The sequence below is a fragment of the Corallococcus sp. AS-1-12 genome, from assembly GCF_020036995.1.
Taxonomy (GTDB): Bacteria; Myxococcota; Myxococcia; order Myxococcales; family Myxococcaceae; genus Corallococcus.
In genome coordinates, this window is sequence record NZ_JAIQDD010000007.1 from 195,637 (window position 1) to 212,936 (window position 17,300).

General features: G+C 70.5%; 12 protein-coding genes. 7 read left to right on the forward strand and 5 right to left on the reverse strand.

The window, feature by feature from the left end:
• Positions 1-75: 75 nt before the first annotated feature.
• Positions 76-1,737 carry a serine/threonine-protein kinase gene (locus K8556_RS14605; protein ID WP_223740678.1) on the reverse strand — a complete coding sequence of 554 codons (1,662 nt, stop codon included), beginning with the start codon at positions 1,735-1,737 and terminating at the stop codon, positions 76-78.
• A gap of 70 nt (positions 1,738-1,807) precedes the next feature.
• A complete protein-coding gene (locus K8556_RS14610) occupies positions 1,808-2,560 on the reverse strand; it encodes a TIGR02266 family protein (protein ID WP_223740679.1) in 753 nt (250 codons plus the stop codon).
• A gap of 104 nt (positions 2,561-2,664) precedes the next feature.
• Here K8556_RS14610 and nuoE point away from each other — a divergent pair, with 104 nt between their 5' ends.
• From nuoE to K8556_RS14645, 7 genes are read left to right on the forward strand one after another with little or no spacing between them, the layout of a single operon-like run.
• On the forward strand, positions 2,665-3,153 hold the full coding sequence (gene nuoE, locus K8556_RS14615; RefSeq protein WP_223740680.1) for an NAD(P)H-dependent oxidoreductase subunit E: 489 nt from the start codon (positions 2,665-2,667) through the stop codon (positions 3,151-3,153).
• Between the two features lie 40 nt (positions 3,154-3,193).
• Positions 3,194-4,537: an NADH-quinone oxidoreductase subunit NuoF gene (nuoF, locus tag K8556_RS14620; RefSeq protein WP_223740681.1), complete on the forward strand. Its 1,344-nt coding sequence runs from the start codon at positions 3,194-3,196 to the stop codon at positions 4,535-4,537.
• Positions 4,534-5,040, forward strand: coding sequence for an NADH-quinone oxidoreductase subunit J (locus K8556_RS14625; protein ID WP_223740682.1), 507 nt, complete (start codon positions 4,534-4,536; stop codon positions 5,038-5,040). Before nuoF ends, K8556_RS14625 begins: the two co-directional genes overlap by 4 nt.
• Positions 5,041-5,065: 25 nt before the next feature.
• Positions 5,066-5,368 (forward strand): NADH-quinone oxidoreductase subunit NuoK, encoded by a 303-nt coding sequence (gene nuoK, locus K8556_RS14630; protein ID WP_120527355.1) that lies wholly within the window; start codon positions 5,066-5,068, stop codon positions 5,366-5,368.
• A 25-nt stretch (positions 5,369-5,393) separates the two neighbouring features.
• On the forward strand, positions 5,394-7,622 hold the full coding sequence (gene nuoL / locus K8556_RS14635; RefSeq protein WP_223740683.1) for an NADH-quinone oxidoreductase subunit L: 2,229 nt from the start codon (positions 5,394-5,396) through the stop codon (positions 7,620-7,622).
• Positions 7,619-9,310, forward strand: a complete 1,692-nt coding sequence (locus K8556_RS14640) for a NuoM family protein (RefSeq protein WP_223740684.1) — start codon at positions 7,619-7,621, stop codon at positions 9,308-9,310. The genes nuoL and K8556_RS14640 overlap by 4 nt, the downstream gene beginning before the upstream one ends.
• A gap of 15 nt (positions 9,311-9,325) precedes the next feature.
• Positions 9,326-10,885, forward strand: coding sequence for an NADH-quinone oxidoreductase subunit N (locus K8556_RS14645; RefSeq protein WP_223740685.1), 1,560 nt, complete (start codon positions 9,326-9,328; stop codon positions 10,883-10,885).
• A gap of 514 nt (positions 10,886-11,399) precedes the next feature.
• On the opposite strand, the gene K8556_RS14650 is transcribed toward K8556_RS14645, so the two are convergent.
• Genes K8556_RS14650 through selB form a run of 3 tightly spaced genes read right to left on the reverse strand, consistent with a single transcriptional unit; the run spans position 11,400 to position 17,286 of the window.
• Positions 11,400-12,854, reverse strand: coding sequence for a sigma-54 dependent transcriptional regulator (locus K8556_RS14650; RefSeq protein WP_223740686.1), 1,455 nt, complete (start codon positions 12,852-12,854; stop codon positions 11,400-11,402).
• Positions 12,851-15,361 (reverse strand): ATP-binding protein, encoded by a 2,511-nt coding sequence (locus K8556_RS14655; protein ID WP_223740687.1) that lies wholly within the window; start codon positions 15,359-15,361, stop codon positions 12,851-12,853. Before K8556_RS14655 ends, K8556_RS14650 begins: the two co-directional genes overlap by 4 nt.
• Entirely contained in the window at positions 15,358-17,286 is a 1,929-nt protein-coding gene (selB, locus tag K8556_RS14660; protein ID WP_223740688.1) for a selenocysteine-specific translation elongation factor, read from the reverse strand. The genes K8556_RS14655 and selB overlap by 4 nt, the downstream gene beginning before the upstream one ends.
• Positions 17,287-17,300: the final 14 nt, after the last annotated feature.

Here is a 17,300-nt window from a genome sequence, read left to right on the forward strand (position 1 = left end):
GCGCCGCAGTCTGACAGGTCTCCACGAGGACGGGCGAGCCTCGCTTGGGAGGCCCGCCTGCCCGCCAGGCAGCGGCTACTCCTGCGGATCCGACGACAGGATGAGCGCGCCGCGGTCCAGGTACTCGCGCTCCGGGAACGCCTTGTAGAAGTCCGCCAGCATCGCGTCCACGTCCGGGTAGCGCTGCTCGCGCCGGTCCTGCGTGGCCTTGTCGAAGAGCTGATCCAACCCGCTGGGCGCCTCCGGGTTCACCTCCGACGGCAGCGGCGAGCGGCGGCCCGGAATCTGACCGGTGAACATCTCGTAGAGCAGGATGCCCAGGGCGTACACGTCCGCGGCGGGGCCCGCCTCCTGGACGCCCTTGTTCATCAGCTCCGGCGCCATGTAGACCATGCCGCCCGTGCCCACGAACACCTGGGGCATGCCCTTCGTCGCGTCCACCTCCACCACGCGGCTCATGCCGAAGTCCGACAGCTTCGCGTTGCCGTACGCGTCGAAGAGGATGTTCTCCGGCTTGATGTTGTGGTGGGTGAGCCCCGCGGCGTGCGCGGCCCTCAGGCCGTACGCAAGCTGCAGGAAGGTGCGCAGCGCGTGCGGCACGTCAATGCCCTTGCCGCCGGACGCCTCCAGCCGCTCCTTCAGGCTGCCGCGCATCAGCTCCACCACGAAGTAGGGCCGCGCCGAGTCCACGTTCTGGTCGAGGATCTGCACCACGCCCGGGTGGCGCACCTGCGCCTGCGCGCACAGCTCCTTCTTCAGGCGCTTGAGGACCTCACCGCGCTGCAGGAAGGAGAAGTAGCCGAAGATGTCCTTCAGCTCCTTGATGCAGATGTCCAGCCCCAGGGCGTTGTAGCGGCCCTTGAAGACGGTCCCCAGCGGCCCCGTGCCAATGGGGTCGAACTTCTGGTAGCGCAGGTCCAGGTCGCTGGTTCCCTTCGCGGCGGCGGCAGCGGCGGCAGCCTGGGGAACCGGGGCTGCGGGAGCGGGGGTCGAGGCGGGAGGGGGCATCGGAGCGGGCGCGGCGGCGAGCGGAGGGGTGATGATGAGCGGCTGGGACGCGCTGGGGACAGGCGCGGTCACCACGACGGGCTGGGGCGCGGGCGCCGGCGGCAGCCCGATGAAGGTCTCCCGGCGTCCTTCCGCCGGGCCGTCCTGACGGAACGCCGGCTGCGGCTGCGGCGTCGCGATGGGCGGCGGCGCGGCGGGCTGCATCTGGGTCGCGACCTGCCCCAGATCCAGCGCCGGCATGGCCACGCGGTGCGTGCGCGACGGCGGCACCGGCGGCGGCCCGCCCTGGGACTGGGCGGCGGCCCCGGCCGCGGAGGAGGCATCCACCTCCGCCTCGTCCAGGAGCAGCTCCGGCGGCGGCGGCGGGACGCTCATCGGTTCGTCCTCGTCCAGCGGGCGGCCGATGTGCGTGGCGTCCTCCGCCGGCAGGAGCTGATCCGCGAAGAAGTCGTCGACCTCCGACGCGAACCGCTCCTGCAGGTCCCCCTCCACCACCCGCTCACCCGTTTCGGTGAGCTTCAACTGGGCCTCGCGGTCCATGGCGATGTAGTGGAACTTGCGCAGGAAGAAGAAGTAGCTGTCGAACTCCAGCGAGACGGACGGCTCGAGGGCGGCCTTCACGTCGGCCAGCTTGTTCGAGCGTCCCAGGCGGCCGTTCTCCCGCAGATTCTGCAGGATGAGCAGCGCCTCGCCACTGACGGTGTCACGATGGATGGCGGGCTTCGTCATGGGTGCGCGGACTCTACGCGGCACCCGCCCGGCGCTTCAACGTCTGGCGCTTCTTAAGAAGCGGCCGGCCCTACCGGATGCGCAGGAGCTGCTTCACCGTCTCCAGCACTTCCACGAACCGCACGGGCTTGCGCAGGTAGATGTCCACCCCGAGCTGCATCGCCCGCTCCTGGGCCTCCTTGCCACCCGCGGAGATCGCGATGACCGGGATGCCCTTGAGCTCCTCCTCCTCCCGGATGCGCTCCACCAGGGCGAAGCCGTCCATCACCGGCATGTAGAGGTCCAGCATCACCAGGCTGAAGCGGTCCTCGCGCAGCCGCAGCAGGGCGTGGTGCCCGTCCGGGGCGAAGTGGACCTCCAGCGGGACCTTCCCGTGCAGGTCATTGCTCGCGAGCTTCTTCAGCACGTAGCTGTACATCTCGATGATGTGCGGGTTGTCCTCGACGATGAGCACACGGTACCCGTCCTGCTCGGAGGGGGTCGTCGCGCTGTCGTTGGGTCCCGCCGCACTCAAGATGTCACCCAGTCGCCGCCGGTCCTGCTCGCTCTCCACACGGATGCCCACGCCGCCCGGCTGATCGGGCGCGGCGATGCGCACCCACGCCACCGTCCCCCCGACTTCTACCGGATCCAGCAGTCCCGGGAAAGAAAGAGCAAGCCGCAGCTCGTCCCCCACCGCGAAGAGCTGCTCGGTCTGCACGAAGAACCCTCCGGCGGAAAGGTTCTCCGTCACGTCCCGGAGCGGCCGGCCATGGGCGTAGTCCACCCGGAGGATGGTGGGGACACGAGGGTGCTGCCGCTGGTCCGCAGGGTCCAGGCTCATAACAAGGGGTTGAAATCGCTCGGTAATTTGCTGAGGGCGGCCCAGTCTACCGCCGAGGGTTTATGTTGACAACGAAGCCATTGCGGCAATACGTACGGCCCGCCATGGCGGAGCCCCTGTTCACTCCTGAAGAGCAGAAGAAGTTCGACGCGGGGATCGCGGAAATCCTCTCGCACTACCCCCCTGATCGCAAAAGCGCCGGCATGCTTCCCGCGCTGCGCCTGCTGCAGGACCTCAAGGGGTGGTTGCCTCCTGAAGGTCTGCGGCTGGTGGCGAAGAACCTGGAGGTCACGCCGGAGCGCGCCTACGAGGTCGCCAGCTTCTACGTGATGTACCACCTCAAGAAGCCGGGCAAGTACGTCATCGACGTCTGCACGAACCTCTCCTGCTCCCTCTGGGGCGCGGAGAAGATGCTCGCGTACCTGGAGCAGAAGCTGGGCCTGACCGCCGGGGAGACGAACGACAAGTTCACCCTGCGCGAGACGGAGTGCCTGGCCTCCTGCGGGACGGCGCCCTGCCTGCAGATCAACGAGGATCACCACGAGCGGCTGACCCAGGCGAAGCTGGACGCCATCCTGGCCAAGCTGTCGTGAGTCGCCCCTCCTCTCCTTCGCTTTCCTAGGACGTTCATCCATGGCCTCTACGGCAAAGGCGGTCGAACCCGTCATCTCGGCGGCCTGGGGCAAGCCCCAGTCCTGGACCCTCGACAGCTACCGCTCGCGCGGTGGCTATGACGGCCTCAAGCGCGCGCTCTCCATGGAGCCCGCCGCCATCATCGACGAGGTGAAGAAGTCCAACCTGCGCGGCCGTGGCGGCGCGGGCTTCCCCACGGGCATGAAGTGGAGCTTCGTCCCCAAGGACAGCCCCAAGCCCAAGTACCTGGCCGTCAACGGCGACGAGTCCGAGCCGGGCACCTTCAAGGACCGCTACATCCTGGAGAACGACCCGCACATGATGCTGGAGGGCATCGCCATCGCGTCGTACGCGCTGGGCGTGCACACCTGCTACGTGTACCTGCGCGGCGAGTTCAAGTTCCAGGCGGAGCGCACCCAGGCGGCCATCGACGAGGCCTACAAGGCCGGCATCTTCGGCAAGTCGCTGATGGGCAAGGAGGGCTTCGCGCTCGACTGCTTCCTGGTCCGCGGCGCGGGCGCGTACATCTGCGGTGAAGAGACGGCGCTGCTGGAGTCGCTGGAGGGCAAGAAGGGCTGGCCCCGCCTCAAGCCCCCGTTCCCCGCGGTGGTGGGCCTCTTCGGCTGCCCCACGGTGGTGAACAACGTGGAGACGCTCGCCAGCGTGCCGCCCATCCTCGCCAAGGGCGCGGACTGGTACGCGAAGCTGGGCACGGACAAGTCCGGCGGCACGCACCTGGTGTGCCTGTCCGGCTCCGTGAACCGCCCCGGCGTCTACGAGGTGGGGATGCACACCACCATCCTGGAGCTGATCCACGACGACAAGTACGGCCAGGGCATGCCCAAGGGCCGCAAGGTCAAGGCGGTCATCCCGGGCGGCTCCTCGGCGCCGGTGCTGGGCGCGGACGAGCTGGACGTGGCGCTGGAGTTCGAGGCGCTGAAGATGAAGCAGACCATGGCCGGCTCCGGCGGCGTCATCGTGATGGACGACGCCACCTGCATGGTGCGCAGCCTCTGGCGCGTGGCCCGCTTCTACGCGGAGGAGTCCTGCGGCCAGTGCACCCCGTGCCGCGAGGGCACGCCGTGGCAGACCCGCCTGCTGCGCAAGATCGAGGAAGGCCGCGCGGAGCTGAGCGACATCGACATGCTGTCGAACGTCGCCTCCTCCATCGCGCCCTACCCCCCCATCGGCCTGGGCAACACCATCTGCGCGCTGGGTGACGCGGCGGCGCTGCCCACGCACTCCTTCCTCATGCGGTTCCGGGACGAGTTCGAGGCTCACGTACGGGAGCACCGCTGCCCGTTCGGTGACCACCCCTGGGGTTCCTTCGGAGACTGGTCTTGAACATCGAATTGGTCCTCTTCGGCGTCTTCGCCGTCATGACGCTGCTGTCAGCGGGGCTGGTCATCACCGCGCGGAGCCCCATCAACTCCGCCATGGCCCTGGTGTCGACGTTCTTCTTCCTGGCCGGCATCTACGTGCTGCTCTGGGCGCACACGGTCGCCGCCGTGCAGGTGCTCGTGTACGCGGGCGCCATCATGGTGCTCTTCCTGTTCGTCATCATGCTGCTCAACCTGGGTGACGCGCCCCACCGCGGCAAGCCCTCGGCGACGCGGCTGCTGGGCGGCGCCTCCGCGCTGGGCCTGCTGGCCGTGCTGGGCGTGACGCTGGGCCGGGTGAACGCGCAGCCCGCGCAGTTGGACGCGAAGGCCCAGGCGGCGTTCGGCACCATGGCGTCCATCGGCGAGACCATCTTCACCACCTGGCTGTTGCCGTTCGAAGCGGTCAGCCTGCTCCTGCTGGTGGCCATGGTGGGCGCGGTGGTGGTGGCCAAGTCCCGCATCTGACCCTCGCGACCTTCCGGACAACCCAATGGTCCCCATCACCTACTACCTCCTGCTGGCCGCGGCCCTCTTCTGCATGGGCATGTTCGGCGTGCTGGTGCGCACCAACGCGCTGGTCGTCTTCATGTGCGTGGAGCTGATGCTCAACGCGGTCAACCTCACGTTCCTGGCCTTCGCGCGCATGCACGGTGAAGGCACCGGGCACGTGTCCGCCTTCTTCGTCATCGCCGTGGCGGCCGCGGAAGCGGCCATCGGTCTGGCCATCGTCATCGCGGTCTTCCGCAGTCGCGGGTCCGTGAACGTCGACGACATCCGGACGATGAAGCACTAACGCCCCGTCACCCCTGAGCACATCCATGGACGGATCCCTCGTCGAGTTCTTCAGAACCGCACCCATCCCCCCCGACGTGCTCAGCCCGTCGCTGGGGTTGATCATCCTGCTGCCGCTGCTGGGCGCGTTCGTGTGCGGCGTGTTCGGCAAGTGGCTGGGCCGCGCCAACGTGCACCTGGTGGCGTGCTCCGCCATCGCCGGCGCCTTCGTGCTGAGCCTGCTGGCCTTCTGGGCCACCAGCGACGCGGCCGGCGGGCGCGTGGTGAGCATGGCCAACCCGTTCGGCCTGGAGCGGGACACCATCCGCTACGCCATCGCGCACGACTACGGGACGTGGTTCGCCGCCGGTGACTTCCGGGTGAACTTCGGCCTGCTGGTGGACCACCTGTCGGGCATCCTGCTGCTCATCATCACGGGCGTGGGCTTCCTCATCCACCTGTACTCCACCAGCTACATGGAGCACGACGATGGGTACTGGCGCTTCTTCGCGTACCTGAACCTCTTCGTCGCCGCGATGCTCACGCTGGTGATGGCCGACAACCTGGTCCTGCTCTTCGTGGGCTGGGAGGGCGTCGGCATGGCCAGCTACCTGCTCATCGGCTTCTGGTACACGGACAGCGCGAAGGCGTGGGCGGGCCGCAAGGCGTTCGTCACCAACCGCATCGGTGACTTCGCGTTCCTCATCGCCACGTTCCTGCTCATCCTCACGGTGGGCGCCTTCAACCGCCAGGCGGACCCGCGGGACTACAACGCGGCGTCCACGTCGCGCGCCCGCTACGAGCAGGGCATCTCCCAGAAGGGCCCCGTCACCTTCAAGGGCCTGGAGAAGATGGCCCTGGCCCTGCCGGAGGGCACGGGCGGCGCGGTGTCCCTGGCCACGCCCATCGAGTCCGGGCCGCTGGCGGGCTACACCTTCGGCGGCGTGATGACCGCCGCGCTGCTGCTCTTCCTCCTGGGCGCCGCAGGCAAGAGCGCCCAGTTGCCGCTCTACGTCTGGCTGCCGGACGCGATGGCCGGCCCGACGCCGGTCTCCGCGCTCATCCACGCCGCCACGATGGTGACCGCGGGCGTGTACCTGTTCTGCCGCATGAGCGCGCTGCTCGTGCTGTCCCCCACCGCCATGGCGACCATCGCCATCGTGGGCGCGCTCACGTCGCTGCTGGCGGCGCTCATCGCGTTCGCGCAGGACGACATCAAGAAGGTGCTCGCCTACTCCACGGTGTCCCAGTTGGGCATCATGTTCATGGGCGTGGGCATGGGCGTCTTCTGGGCCGCCGCCATGCACCTGATGACGCACGCGTTCTTCAAGGCCTGCCTCTTCCTGGGCGCCGGCAGCGTGATGCACGGCAACGGGGACGAGACGGACATCAAGAAGCTGGGCGGCCTGTGGAAGGAGATGAAGTGGACGCACGCCACGTTCCTCATCTCCACGCTGGCCATCACGGGCATCTTCCCCATCATGTCCGGCTTCTTCTCCAAGGACGCCATCTTCCACGGCGTGCACCACAACCACCTGCACGGCCTGGAGTGGGTGTCCGGCTTCGTCTACGTGCTGGGCCTGCTCATCACCGCGTCCACGGCGTTCTACATGTCGCGCGTCTACCTGCTCACCTTCACGGGCAAGCGGTCCCCGGAGGCGAAGCTGGCGCACGCCCATGAGAGCGCGTGGCACATGACGCTGCCGCTGGTCATCCTGGCCTTCTTGGCCTTCATCACGTTCGTCTACGCCCTGCCCCTGATGCCCCGCACGGGCGGCGGGACGCAGCCGGTGTTCGAGAACTTCCTGTCCCCCGTGCTGCGCCCGGCGGAGACGGTGGCCCGCGTGGCCAAGACGGTGCAGTTGGACACCAGCTCGCCCACCGTCGGGGACTACGCCTTCGCGTGGATGTGGGCGCTCGCGGGCGGCGCGGCCGCGGCGTTCGCCTACCTGAAGTTCTTCCCCTCGCGGGCGGGCCAGCCCGTGCCGGCCTTCGCGCGCGCGGTGCGCCGCACGGCGCAGAACAAGTTCTACGTGGATGAGCTCTACGAGTTCATCATCATCCGGCCGGTGAAGTTCGTGGCCTTCATCCTCTTCCGCGTGGTGGACGCGCTCGTCATCGACACGGTGCTGGTGCGCGGCACCGCGTACGTCACGGAGAAGGTGGGCCTCGGGCTGCGCCGGCTCCAGACGGGTGACGCGCAGGCCTACGCCGCCATCATGGCGCTCGCCATCCTGGGCGGCGCGGTCTACGCCCTCGTGCAGGTGCTTTCATGAGCTTCTTCGACACCCACCTGTTGAACGTCGTCATCTACCTGCCGCTCGTGTTCGCGGCGCTGGTGCTCGCGCTGCCCGCCAGTGAGCACGGGCAGGTCCGCACCATCACCTTCGTGGGCATGCTGCTGGACCTGGTGTTCGGCGTCTGGGCGTACTTCCGCTTCGACCCGTCCGGCGCCGAGTTCCAGATGGAGTACCGCGTCCCGTGGTTCCAGCAGTTCGGGATGAGCTACCACCTGGGCGTGGACGGCCTGGCCGTGAGCCTGCTGCTCCTGACGGTGTTCCTGGGCCCGCTGGTGGTGCTCGCCTCCACCACGTACATCCAGCACCGCATCAAGGAGTTCCACCTGGCGCTGCTGGTGCTCCAGACGACGATGCTGGGCGCGCTGGCGTCCATGGACGTCCTGCTCTTCTACATCTTCTTCGAGGCCATGCTCATCCCCATGTACCTGATGGTGGGTGTGTGGGGCGCCGAGGACCGCCGCATGGCGGCGGTGAAGTTCTTCCTCTACACGCTGGTCGGCTCGCTGCTGATGCTGGTGGCCATCGTGGCCGTGTACTTCATCAGCGGTGGCCCGGGCGTGCGCTCGTTCGACTACGGCACGCTCTACAACAACCTGCTCGCCGCCAATCAGCAGCTCGCCGCGTGCAGCAACGGGCCGGAGGGCGCGTGCGCGGGCCTGACGGGCCTGGCCGCCACGCTGCACACCTACGGGCCGTGGATGTTCGCCGCGTTCGCGCTGGCGTTCGCCATCAAGGTCCCCATGTGGCCGGTGCACACCTGGTTGCCGGACGCGCACGTGCAGGCGCCGGTGGCGGGCTCCATGATTCTTGCCGGCGTGATGCTGAAGATGGGCACCTACGGCTTCTGGCGCTTCGCCATTCCGCTCTTCCCGGTGGCGGCGCACGCGGCCCGGCCGTTCCTCGCGGTGCTGGCGGTGATTGGCATCGTGTACGGCGCGCTGATGTGCCTGGCGCAGCGGGACATCAAGAAGCTCATCGCGTACTCGTCCGTCAGCCACCTGGGCTACTGCATGCTGGGCCTGCTCGCCGTCACCGGTGAGGGCGCCACGGGCAGCGCGTACCAGATGCTCAACCACGGCATCTCCACGGGCGCGCTGTTCCTCCTGTTCGGCTTCCTCTACGAGCGCCGCCACACGCGCCTGATGTCGGACTACGGCGGCATCGCCAAGGTGATGCCGGTGTTCACCGCGGCGTTCGTCATCATCACCTTCTCGTCGGTGGCGGTGCCGGGCACCAACGGCTTCATCGGCGAGTTCCTGGTGCTGATGGGCACGTTCAAGAGCACCCTGCCCCTGGGCTTCGGCGCGTTCGCCACGCTGGGCGTCATCCTGGGCGCGGCGTACATGCTGTGGATGGTGCAGAAGGTGTTCTTCGGCAGCATCACGCACCGGGAGAACCAGCACCTGCGCGACATGAACGTGCGCGAGATGCTCACCACGGCCCCCTTCATCGTGCTGGTGGCGGTGATGGGCCTGATGCCGCAGCCCTTCCTGGACCGCATCGCTCCGTCCACGGACCGCTACGTGGCGCGCGCCAGCGTGGGCGCTCCGGGCGCCACCCAGGCGAAGGACGACCAACTGCGCGTGGAGGTGATGTCGCTGCCCTCCACCGCCGCCGCGGCCCGCCCCTCCGTTCCCGCCGCGCCGCTCGCCGTCCGCGAGTAGGCCCCGAAAGACTCCATGAACCTGCCAAATCTCACCCTGGCGGATTTCCTCCCCATGCTGCCCGCCATCATCATGGTGGTGGCGGCCTCCGTCCTGCTGTTGTCGGAGGTGTTCCTCTCCGCGACGGCGTCCCGCGGCTACCAGGCGGTGCTCACCGTCGTGGCGGCGGTGGCCAGCGGCGCCGTGGCCGTGGGCCTGATGTTCGAGCCGCCGCAGGAGGTGTTCCTCGGCTTCGGCGTGCTGGACCCCTTCTCCAGCTTCCTCACCCTGGTGGTGAGCGTGGGCCTGGGGCTGGCGGCGCTGAGCGCGGTGGGCTTCCTGCGCAAGCGCGGAGCGGAGCGCGGTGAGTTCTACGCGCTGATGCTCTTCGCCTCCGCGGGCATGAGCCTGCTGGCGATGTCGTCCGAGTTCATCACCATCTTCGTCAACATCGAGGTCCTCTCCATCGCGACGTACGCGCTGACGGCGTACCTGCGCCGCGGCACGCGCCCCAGCGAGGCGGGCTTCAAGTACTTCATCCTGGGCGCCTTCTCCTCCGCCGTCCTGCTGTACGGCACGGCGCTGCTGTACGGCGCCACGGGCACCACGAAGCTCAACGACATCGCGGGGCCGCTGCAGCAGGCGCTGACCACGTCCCCGGCGCTCGTCTACGTGGGCGCGGTGCTCATCGCCGCGGGCTTCGCGTTCAAGGTGGCGGCCGTGCCGTTCCACATGTGGACGCCGGACGTGTACGAGGGCGCCCCCACCCCGGTGACGGCGCTGATGAGCGCGGGCGTGAAGGCGGCGGCGTTCGCGTCGCTGGTGCGCGTGTTCGTCACGGTGGGCAAGGGCATGGACCCCAAGCTGCCGCTGATGCTCTTCGCCACGCTGGCGCTGCTCACGATGGTCGCCGGCAACCTGATGGCCATTCCGCAGCGCAACGTGAAGCGCATGCTGGCGTACTCCTCCATCGCGCACGCGGGCTACCTGCTCCTGGGCGTGGCGGCGCTGTTCGTCGCGGCCCCGGGCGAGCACTTCCGCCTGCTGTCCGCGTCGTCGCTGTCCGGTGGCACGCCGCTGGACGTGGCGCGCTCGGACGCGCTGCGCGGCATCCTCTACTACCTGCTGGCGTACACCTTCAGCGCGGCGGGCGCCTTCGCCATGGTCTCCGCGCTGGAGCGCCGCGAGGATGAAGAGAAGGGGACCGCGTGGGACCTGGAGCGCTTCGCGGGCCTCGCGCAGCGCCGTCCGGGCTGGGCGTTCGCCATGGCGGCCTTCATGCTGTCCCTGGGCGGCATCCCCCCCACCGTGGGCTTCATGAGCAAGCTGCTCATCTTCCAGGCCGCCATCGACGTGGGCCTGGTGGGCCTCACCGTGGTGGCGGTGCTCAGCAGCGCGGCGGGCGCGTATTACTACCTGCGCGTCGTGGTCTACATGTTCATGCACCCCGTCCCCGAGGGCGCGCAGCCGCTGGAGCGCAACTGGGGCACGGAGGCCGCGCTCGTCATCGCCACCGTCGCCGTGGTGCTGCTGGGCATCCTCCCCGGCCACGTCACCGACTGGCTGGCCCAGGCCGGCACGCTGTTCGGCCAGTAGCCGCTTCGGCTCGCGGCACCCGACGCCCGCCTCGGCCCCCGGCCCTGGCGGGCGTTGTCGTTGCGGGCATGGCTCACGGCGTCATGGCCGCCGTGCATTGCAGAAGTGAAATGGATCCGCACCGCGTCATGCGGGCGGCGGCGACGCTGCGGACGGTGCGGGGAGCGCAAAAAGAAGGCGGCCCGGCACCCGTGAGGGTGTCGGGCCGCGGGTCTTCTCAAGGTAACGCACCGGAAGTGCTGAAAGGGTGGGGGGGAACCACTTTCAGCCTCGCTTCGATGCGTCCCGAGCTAGCCTTTAGCAGGCGCCATGCCAGTGCCCGTTTGGAACGAAACTCTAGAGTTCTCAGGCACTTGGACGACGGGGCAACATTTCCCGCCCATTGCAGCCCTGAAATCGCGTTTCAGGGATGAAAACAGTCAACGAATTCAGGAGGTTGGTTTTTTCATCCCTGAACGGGGGTGATTTCGGATCTGAACTCGCACCGGGAGGCGGGTGCGAGTTCGCTGGCAGGCTATTCGCGGGCGCCGGCGGGGGGCCGCAGGTTGAGCCGCTTCATCTTCCGCCACAGCGTGGTGGAGGAGACGCCCAGCTCGTCCGCGACGCGGGCCAGGTCCACGCCGTGGCGCTCCAGGGCCTGGACGATGGCGCGGCGCTCCGCGTCCTCCACCACCTCCGCCAGCGTGGGGCCCGCGGCCTCCGCGCCGCCGGGCCGCGCGAGGTCGGTGGGGGGCAGGCCCGTGGCCTCGGGCGGAGGCGCGGCGGCGGCGAGCACGCGGCCCTGGAGGCGCAGCGGGAAGTCCTCGGGGAGCAGCTCGTCCCCTTCCGCGAGCGCGGCGGCCTGCTCCACCAGGTTCTCCAGCTCGCGCACGTTGCCGGGGAAGCCGTACGTCATCAGGTGCTCCACGGCGGCGGCGGACAGGCGCCGGGGCCGGGGGCTGCGGGCGTTGGCGCGGTCCAGGAAGTGCTGCGCGAGCGCGGGCACGTCCTCCAGGCGCTCGCGCAGCGGGGGCACGCGCAGGAGCACCACGTTGAGGCGGTAGTAGAGGTCCTGGCGGAAGCGCTTCTCCTTCACCTCCAGCTCGATGTCGCGGTTGGTGGCCGCGGCGATCCGCACGTCCACGCGCAGCGCGGTGGACTCGCCCACGCGGCGCACCTCGCCGTCCTGGAGCGTGCGCAGGAGCTTGGACTGGAAGGTGGGGCTCGTCTCCGTCACCTCGTCGATGAAGAGGGTGCCGTTGTCCGCCTCCTCGAAGAGGCCGCGGCGCGTCTTCACCGCGCCGGTGAAGGCGCCCTTGGCGTGGCCGAAGAGCTCGCTCTCCAGCAGCGTCTCGCTGATGGCCGCGCAGTTGACGGGCACGAAGGGCTGCTTGCTGCGGCGGCTGTGCGCGTGGAGGGCGCGGGCCACCAGCTCCTTGCCCGTGCCGCTCTCGCCCTGGATGAGGACGGTGGCGTCGCTCTGGGCCACGCGCAGCAGGCGCGTGGTGAGCTCGCGCATGGCCTGGCTGCGGCCCACCAGCGCGGACAGGCCGTGGCGCTCGTTGAACTCCGTGGCCAGGTTGTCCACCGCCGCCTGGAGCCGGGAGCGCTCCAGGGCGCGCTCCACGCGGTAGCGCAGCTCGCCTTCCTTGAAGGGCTTGGTGACGTAGTCGTACGCCCCCAGGCGCATGGCCTCCACCGCGCTGTCGATGGAGCCGAAGGCCGTCATCATGATGACCTGGAGGCGCGGGGCCACCTCCAGCGCGCGCCGGAGCAGCGTGAGCCCATCCATGGGCTCCATCTTCAGGTCCGTGAGGAGCAGGTCCACGCGCTCCTGCGCGAGCTTGGCCAGGGCCTCCTCGCCGGTGGCGGCTTCGTTGACGGTGTAGCCCTCCGCGCGCAGGAGCAGGGCGGTGGTGGCGCGCATGTTGCGCTGGTCGTCCACCACGAGGATGCGGCCTCGGGGAACCGGAGTGGTCGCGTCGGTCATGAGAGGGACTGGGGCTGCGTGAGCGGCAGCCAGAAGGTGAAGGTGGTTCCGCGTCCGGCGGCGCTCTCCACGGCGATCTCCCCGCGGTGCTCCTCCAGGATGCGCTTCACCACCGCCAGCCCCAGGCCGGTGCCCTGGGCCTTGGTGGTGAAGAAGGGTTCGAAGACGCGGTGGAGCAGCTCCGCCGGGATGCCCGGGCCCTGGTCCATCACGTCGATGCGGAGCTGCTCCCGGCCCGCGTGCGTGTCCCGGCGCGCGCGCACCCGGACCTCGCCGCCCTGGGGCATGGACTGGATGGCGTTGACGGCCACGTTGAACAGGGCCTGGCGGATCTGCCGCCGGTCCATGGGCACCGCGGAGAGGCCGGGCTCCACCTCCACGGAGGTGGACACCGGGCGCTCCGTGGGGGCCTGCGCCCGCGCGGCTTCGAAGGCGTCCTGGAGCACGCGCAGCAGGTCCTCCGGCTGGAGCACCGGGTTGCGCGGCCGGGTGAAGTCCAAGAGGTCCGCCACCATGCGGTTGAGGCGGTCGCTCTCCTCCGCGACGATGTCCAGCAGCATGGCCGTGTCCCCCCCGGGGTTCATGATGCGCCGGAGCGTGGCCACCGCGTTGAAGATGACGCCCAGGGGGTTTCTCACCTCGTGGGCGACGATGGCGGACAGCTCGCCCAGCGCGGCGAAGCGCTCGCGCTTCACCATCTCCGCGCGGGTGGCGGCCAGCTCCGCGTAGCTGGCCCACAGCGATTCGTAGAGGCGCGCGTTGGCGATGGACAGCGCGAGCTGGCCGCAGGTGGCCTCCGCCAGCTCAATCAATTCCGGGCCGAAGGGGCGCGGGCCGCGCACGTCGTCCACCAGCACCACGCCGATGAGCTCCTCGCGCGAGGTCAGCGGCAGGCCCAGCAGGGCCTTCTCCCCCACCCGGTCGATGAGCACCGCGCTGACGGAGGCGCTCGCGGACGTCAGGTCCTCCACCGCGATGGGCTTGCGCTCCAGCGCCACGCGCGCGGCCAGGTCGCCGCTGTCGAGCGGCACCACCACCGTGCGGAACAGGTCGCGGTGGGTCGCGGACGCCGCCGCGCCGCGCAGCACCTTGGCCTGCTCGTCGTAGAGCAGGATGAAGCAGTTGGACACGTCCAGGAGGTGCACCAGGAAGTCGGACGCGACGTCCAGGATGCTCGCGGTCTCCAGCACGCCGGACGTGGTGCGCGCCAGGTCCAGCAGCAGGCGCGTCTCCGTGAGCTGGCGGGCGGACTCGGCGCGCAGGCGGCGCTGCTCCAGGAGCATCACCAGCAGCTCCGCGAGCGTGGCCAGCAGCCGCGCGTCGCGCTCGTCGAAGGGCCGCTCCCTCGCGCGCAGCGCCTGCACCACGCCCACGCTCTCACCGCCGCGGGTGAGCCGCGCCGCCGCCCCGCTGCCGAGGCGGCCCTGGGACAGCGCCTCCAGCGCGCGCCCCTGCGCCTCCGAGGACAGCACGCCTCTGTCCTCCCGCAGCGCCGCGGCCAGCAGCACGCCGGTGGCGCGCACGGCGTCCGCGTCACTCCCCTCCTCCAGCCCCACCTGGGCGGAGAGCCGGGGGGCCTGCCCCGGCCCGGGGACGACGTGCAGCGCCACCGCGCGGGCCTGGAGCAGCTCCGCCACGCGCGCGAGGAACGTCTCCGGCGGCGGGGGCACGGGCTGCGCCACGAAGCGCGCCATCTCCGCCACCGACTCCACCTCCCAGCGGCTGCGCGCGCCGTCCGCCTGGAGGTGCGCGTCCGCGAGCGCCGCGCCCACCACCTTCGCGAACAGCGTCAGCACCGAGCCGTGCCGGGGCGCCACCCACGGGCCCGCCACCCAGAGCACCTCCGACTGGGGCCCGCCCACCGGCAGGTACGCGTGCGTGGGCTGCGCCTGGTCCGCGCCGCCGAACACCGGCCGCCCGTCCGACAGCGCCTCCAGCGCCAGGTGCGCGTCCGCCGGCAGGGACACGCCGTCACGCACCACCCACCGCGTGCCGTCCCAGCGCAAGAGCCGCGCCCGGAAGCCGGCGGCCTCCAGGCCCGTCAGCGCCACGCGCCGCACGCCCTCCTCCGAGCGCGCGGACACCAGCCCCGCGGTCGTGTCCACCAGCCGCTCCGCCACCGCCAGCTCCCGGGGGCGCTCCGCCGTCACCATGCAACTGAGCAGCAGCGCGAAGCCCCCACCCTCCAGCCGCAGGGGGCTGGCCTGCGCGAAGACCTCGCCCGACACGCCGTGGACGCTGAGCACCTTGTAGAGTTGCGGACGTCCGTCCAGCGGCGCGCCGCTGGCCAGCCGCTGGAAGCGGTCCCCCATCCGGCTGCGGTCCTCCGGCTGGATGAAGTCCAGGATGGAGCGGCCCTCCACCTGCTCCACGGGCAGGCCCAGGAGCCGCGCGTAGGCGGCGTTGGCCACCCAGACGCGCCCCTCCCCCGCCAGCACCAGCATGGGCTGGGCGAAGGGCTCCACCAGGGCGCGCACCTCCTGCTCGTTGTAGGCCTTGGAACTCATCCGCGACGCAGCACCCGTTTGTCCCCCACCCGCAGCGTCACCTTCTCCCGGTCGAAGTACTCCGACAGCGGGATGGTGAACTTGCGGCTCTGGCCCACCAGCTCCTTGAAGGCCTGCGTGGAAATCTCCTTCTGCTCCTTCAGGTACGCCACCAGCCGGGCGCGCAGGTCCTCCAGAGCGCCCGCGTCGAAGCACAGCTCCTCGCTCACCCGCACGCCGGTGCCCGACGACACCAGCACCTTCAACAGCTCCTGCAGCTTCGCGGGCGCGAGCCCCAGCTTCTGGGACAGCTCCGTGACGGTGGGCGGCGCGAGCCCCGCCGCGGACAGCTCCGCGGACAGGCGCGTGCGCGCGGCCTCGTCGCCCAGCGTGAGCGTACGGCCCCGGCCCTTGAGGCGCACCAGGTCCTTCTCCGCCTCCACGCCGCCGGAGTCCACCAGCGCCTGCACCACGCGCTGGAACAGGCGGGCGTCCAGTTGGGCGGAGAGCCGCTGACGGAGCTCCTCGCGCGACAGGCCGTCCCGCATGGGCTCGCGCTCGTGGAACGCGGCCAGCAGCGCGAGCGAGCGCTGGCGCAGGCCCTCGAAGACGTCCTGCGCCACGTAGAGCCGCCGGTCGCGGTCCACCAGCAGCACCTGCCCCTTCGCGCCCAGCAGCTCCAGCGTGCGCGTGAGCACCTTGGGCGAAAGCCCCGAGCGGCCGAACAGCTCCGTCTGCGTGAGCCCCGCGTAGCCCGCCTGCCGGAGGAGCCACCCCACCTGCCCGGCCGCGTCCGCCTCCAAAAGCGGCCGCACCACGGACGACGCGCCCTTGCGCCGGCGCGGCGGCGTGATGGAGAGCACCCGCCCCCCGGCCACCGTGGCGCCCCGTCCCGGCAGCGCGCGCGAGCCGCGCAGGATGAAGCGCTGGCCCACGAGCGCGCCCACCGGCGACTCCAGCCGGAGCTGCGCGAGCCCCGTCTCCCCCGGCGCGAGCGAGTCCAGGTCCAGCAGCGCCACCGTGGCCTCCACCTGCGCGGTGCCCAGGTGCAGCAGCAGCTTGCGGCGCTTGGGCAGGGGCGCTTCCGCGGCGGGCAGCAGCGTCAGCTCCACGTCCAGCATGGACGTCTCCGGCAGCTCGCCCGCGCGCGTGAGCACCATGCCCCGGTGCACGTCCTCCGGCTGCACGTCCGCCACGTTCACCGCCGCGCGCTGCCCCGCCTCCACGCGCGCCACCGGCTGGCCGTGCACCTGCACGCCCCGGACGCGGAAGGGGCCCGGGCGCGCGCCGGCCACCGGGGGGAGCAGCGACACCGCGTCGTCCACCGCCAGCGCGCCGGACAACAGCGTGCCCGTCACCACCGTGCCGAAGCCCTTGATGGTGAAGGCCCGGTCCACCGGGAGGAACACGGGCCCCTCCGCGGGGCGCCGTGGCAGCGACGCGCCGGCGTGGGCGAGCGCCGCCTTCAGCTCCGGCAGGCCCTGCCCCGTGCGCGAGGACACCGGCACCACGGGCGCGGTCTCCAGGAAGGTGCCGGCGGTGAGCGCGGCGAGGTCCGCCTCCACCAGCGCGCGCCAGTCGTCGCCCAGGCCCTCCAGCAGGTCCGCCTTGGTGAGCGCGACGACGCCCGCCTTCACGCCGAGCAGCCGGCAGATGTCCAGGTGCTCGCGCGTCTGGGGCATGACGCCCTCGTCCGCCGCGACCACCAGCACGGCCAGGTCCACGCCGCCCGCGCCCGCGGCCATGGCCTTCACGAAGCGCTCGTGGCCGGGCACGTCCACCACGCCCGCCACCTGTCCGTCCGGCAGCGGCAGGTGCGCGAAGCCCAACTCCAGGGTGATGCCCCGCCGCTTCTCCTCCGGGAGCCGGTCGGTGTCGGTGCCCGTCAGCGCCTTCACGAGGGACGTCTTGCCGTGGTCGATGTGCCCCGCCGTCCCGATGATCATCGCCGCGTCAGCGC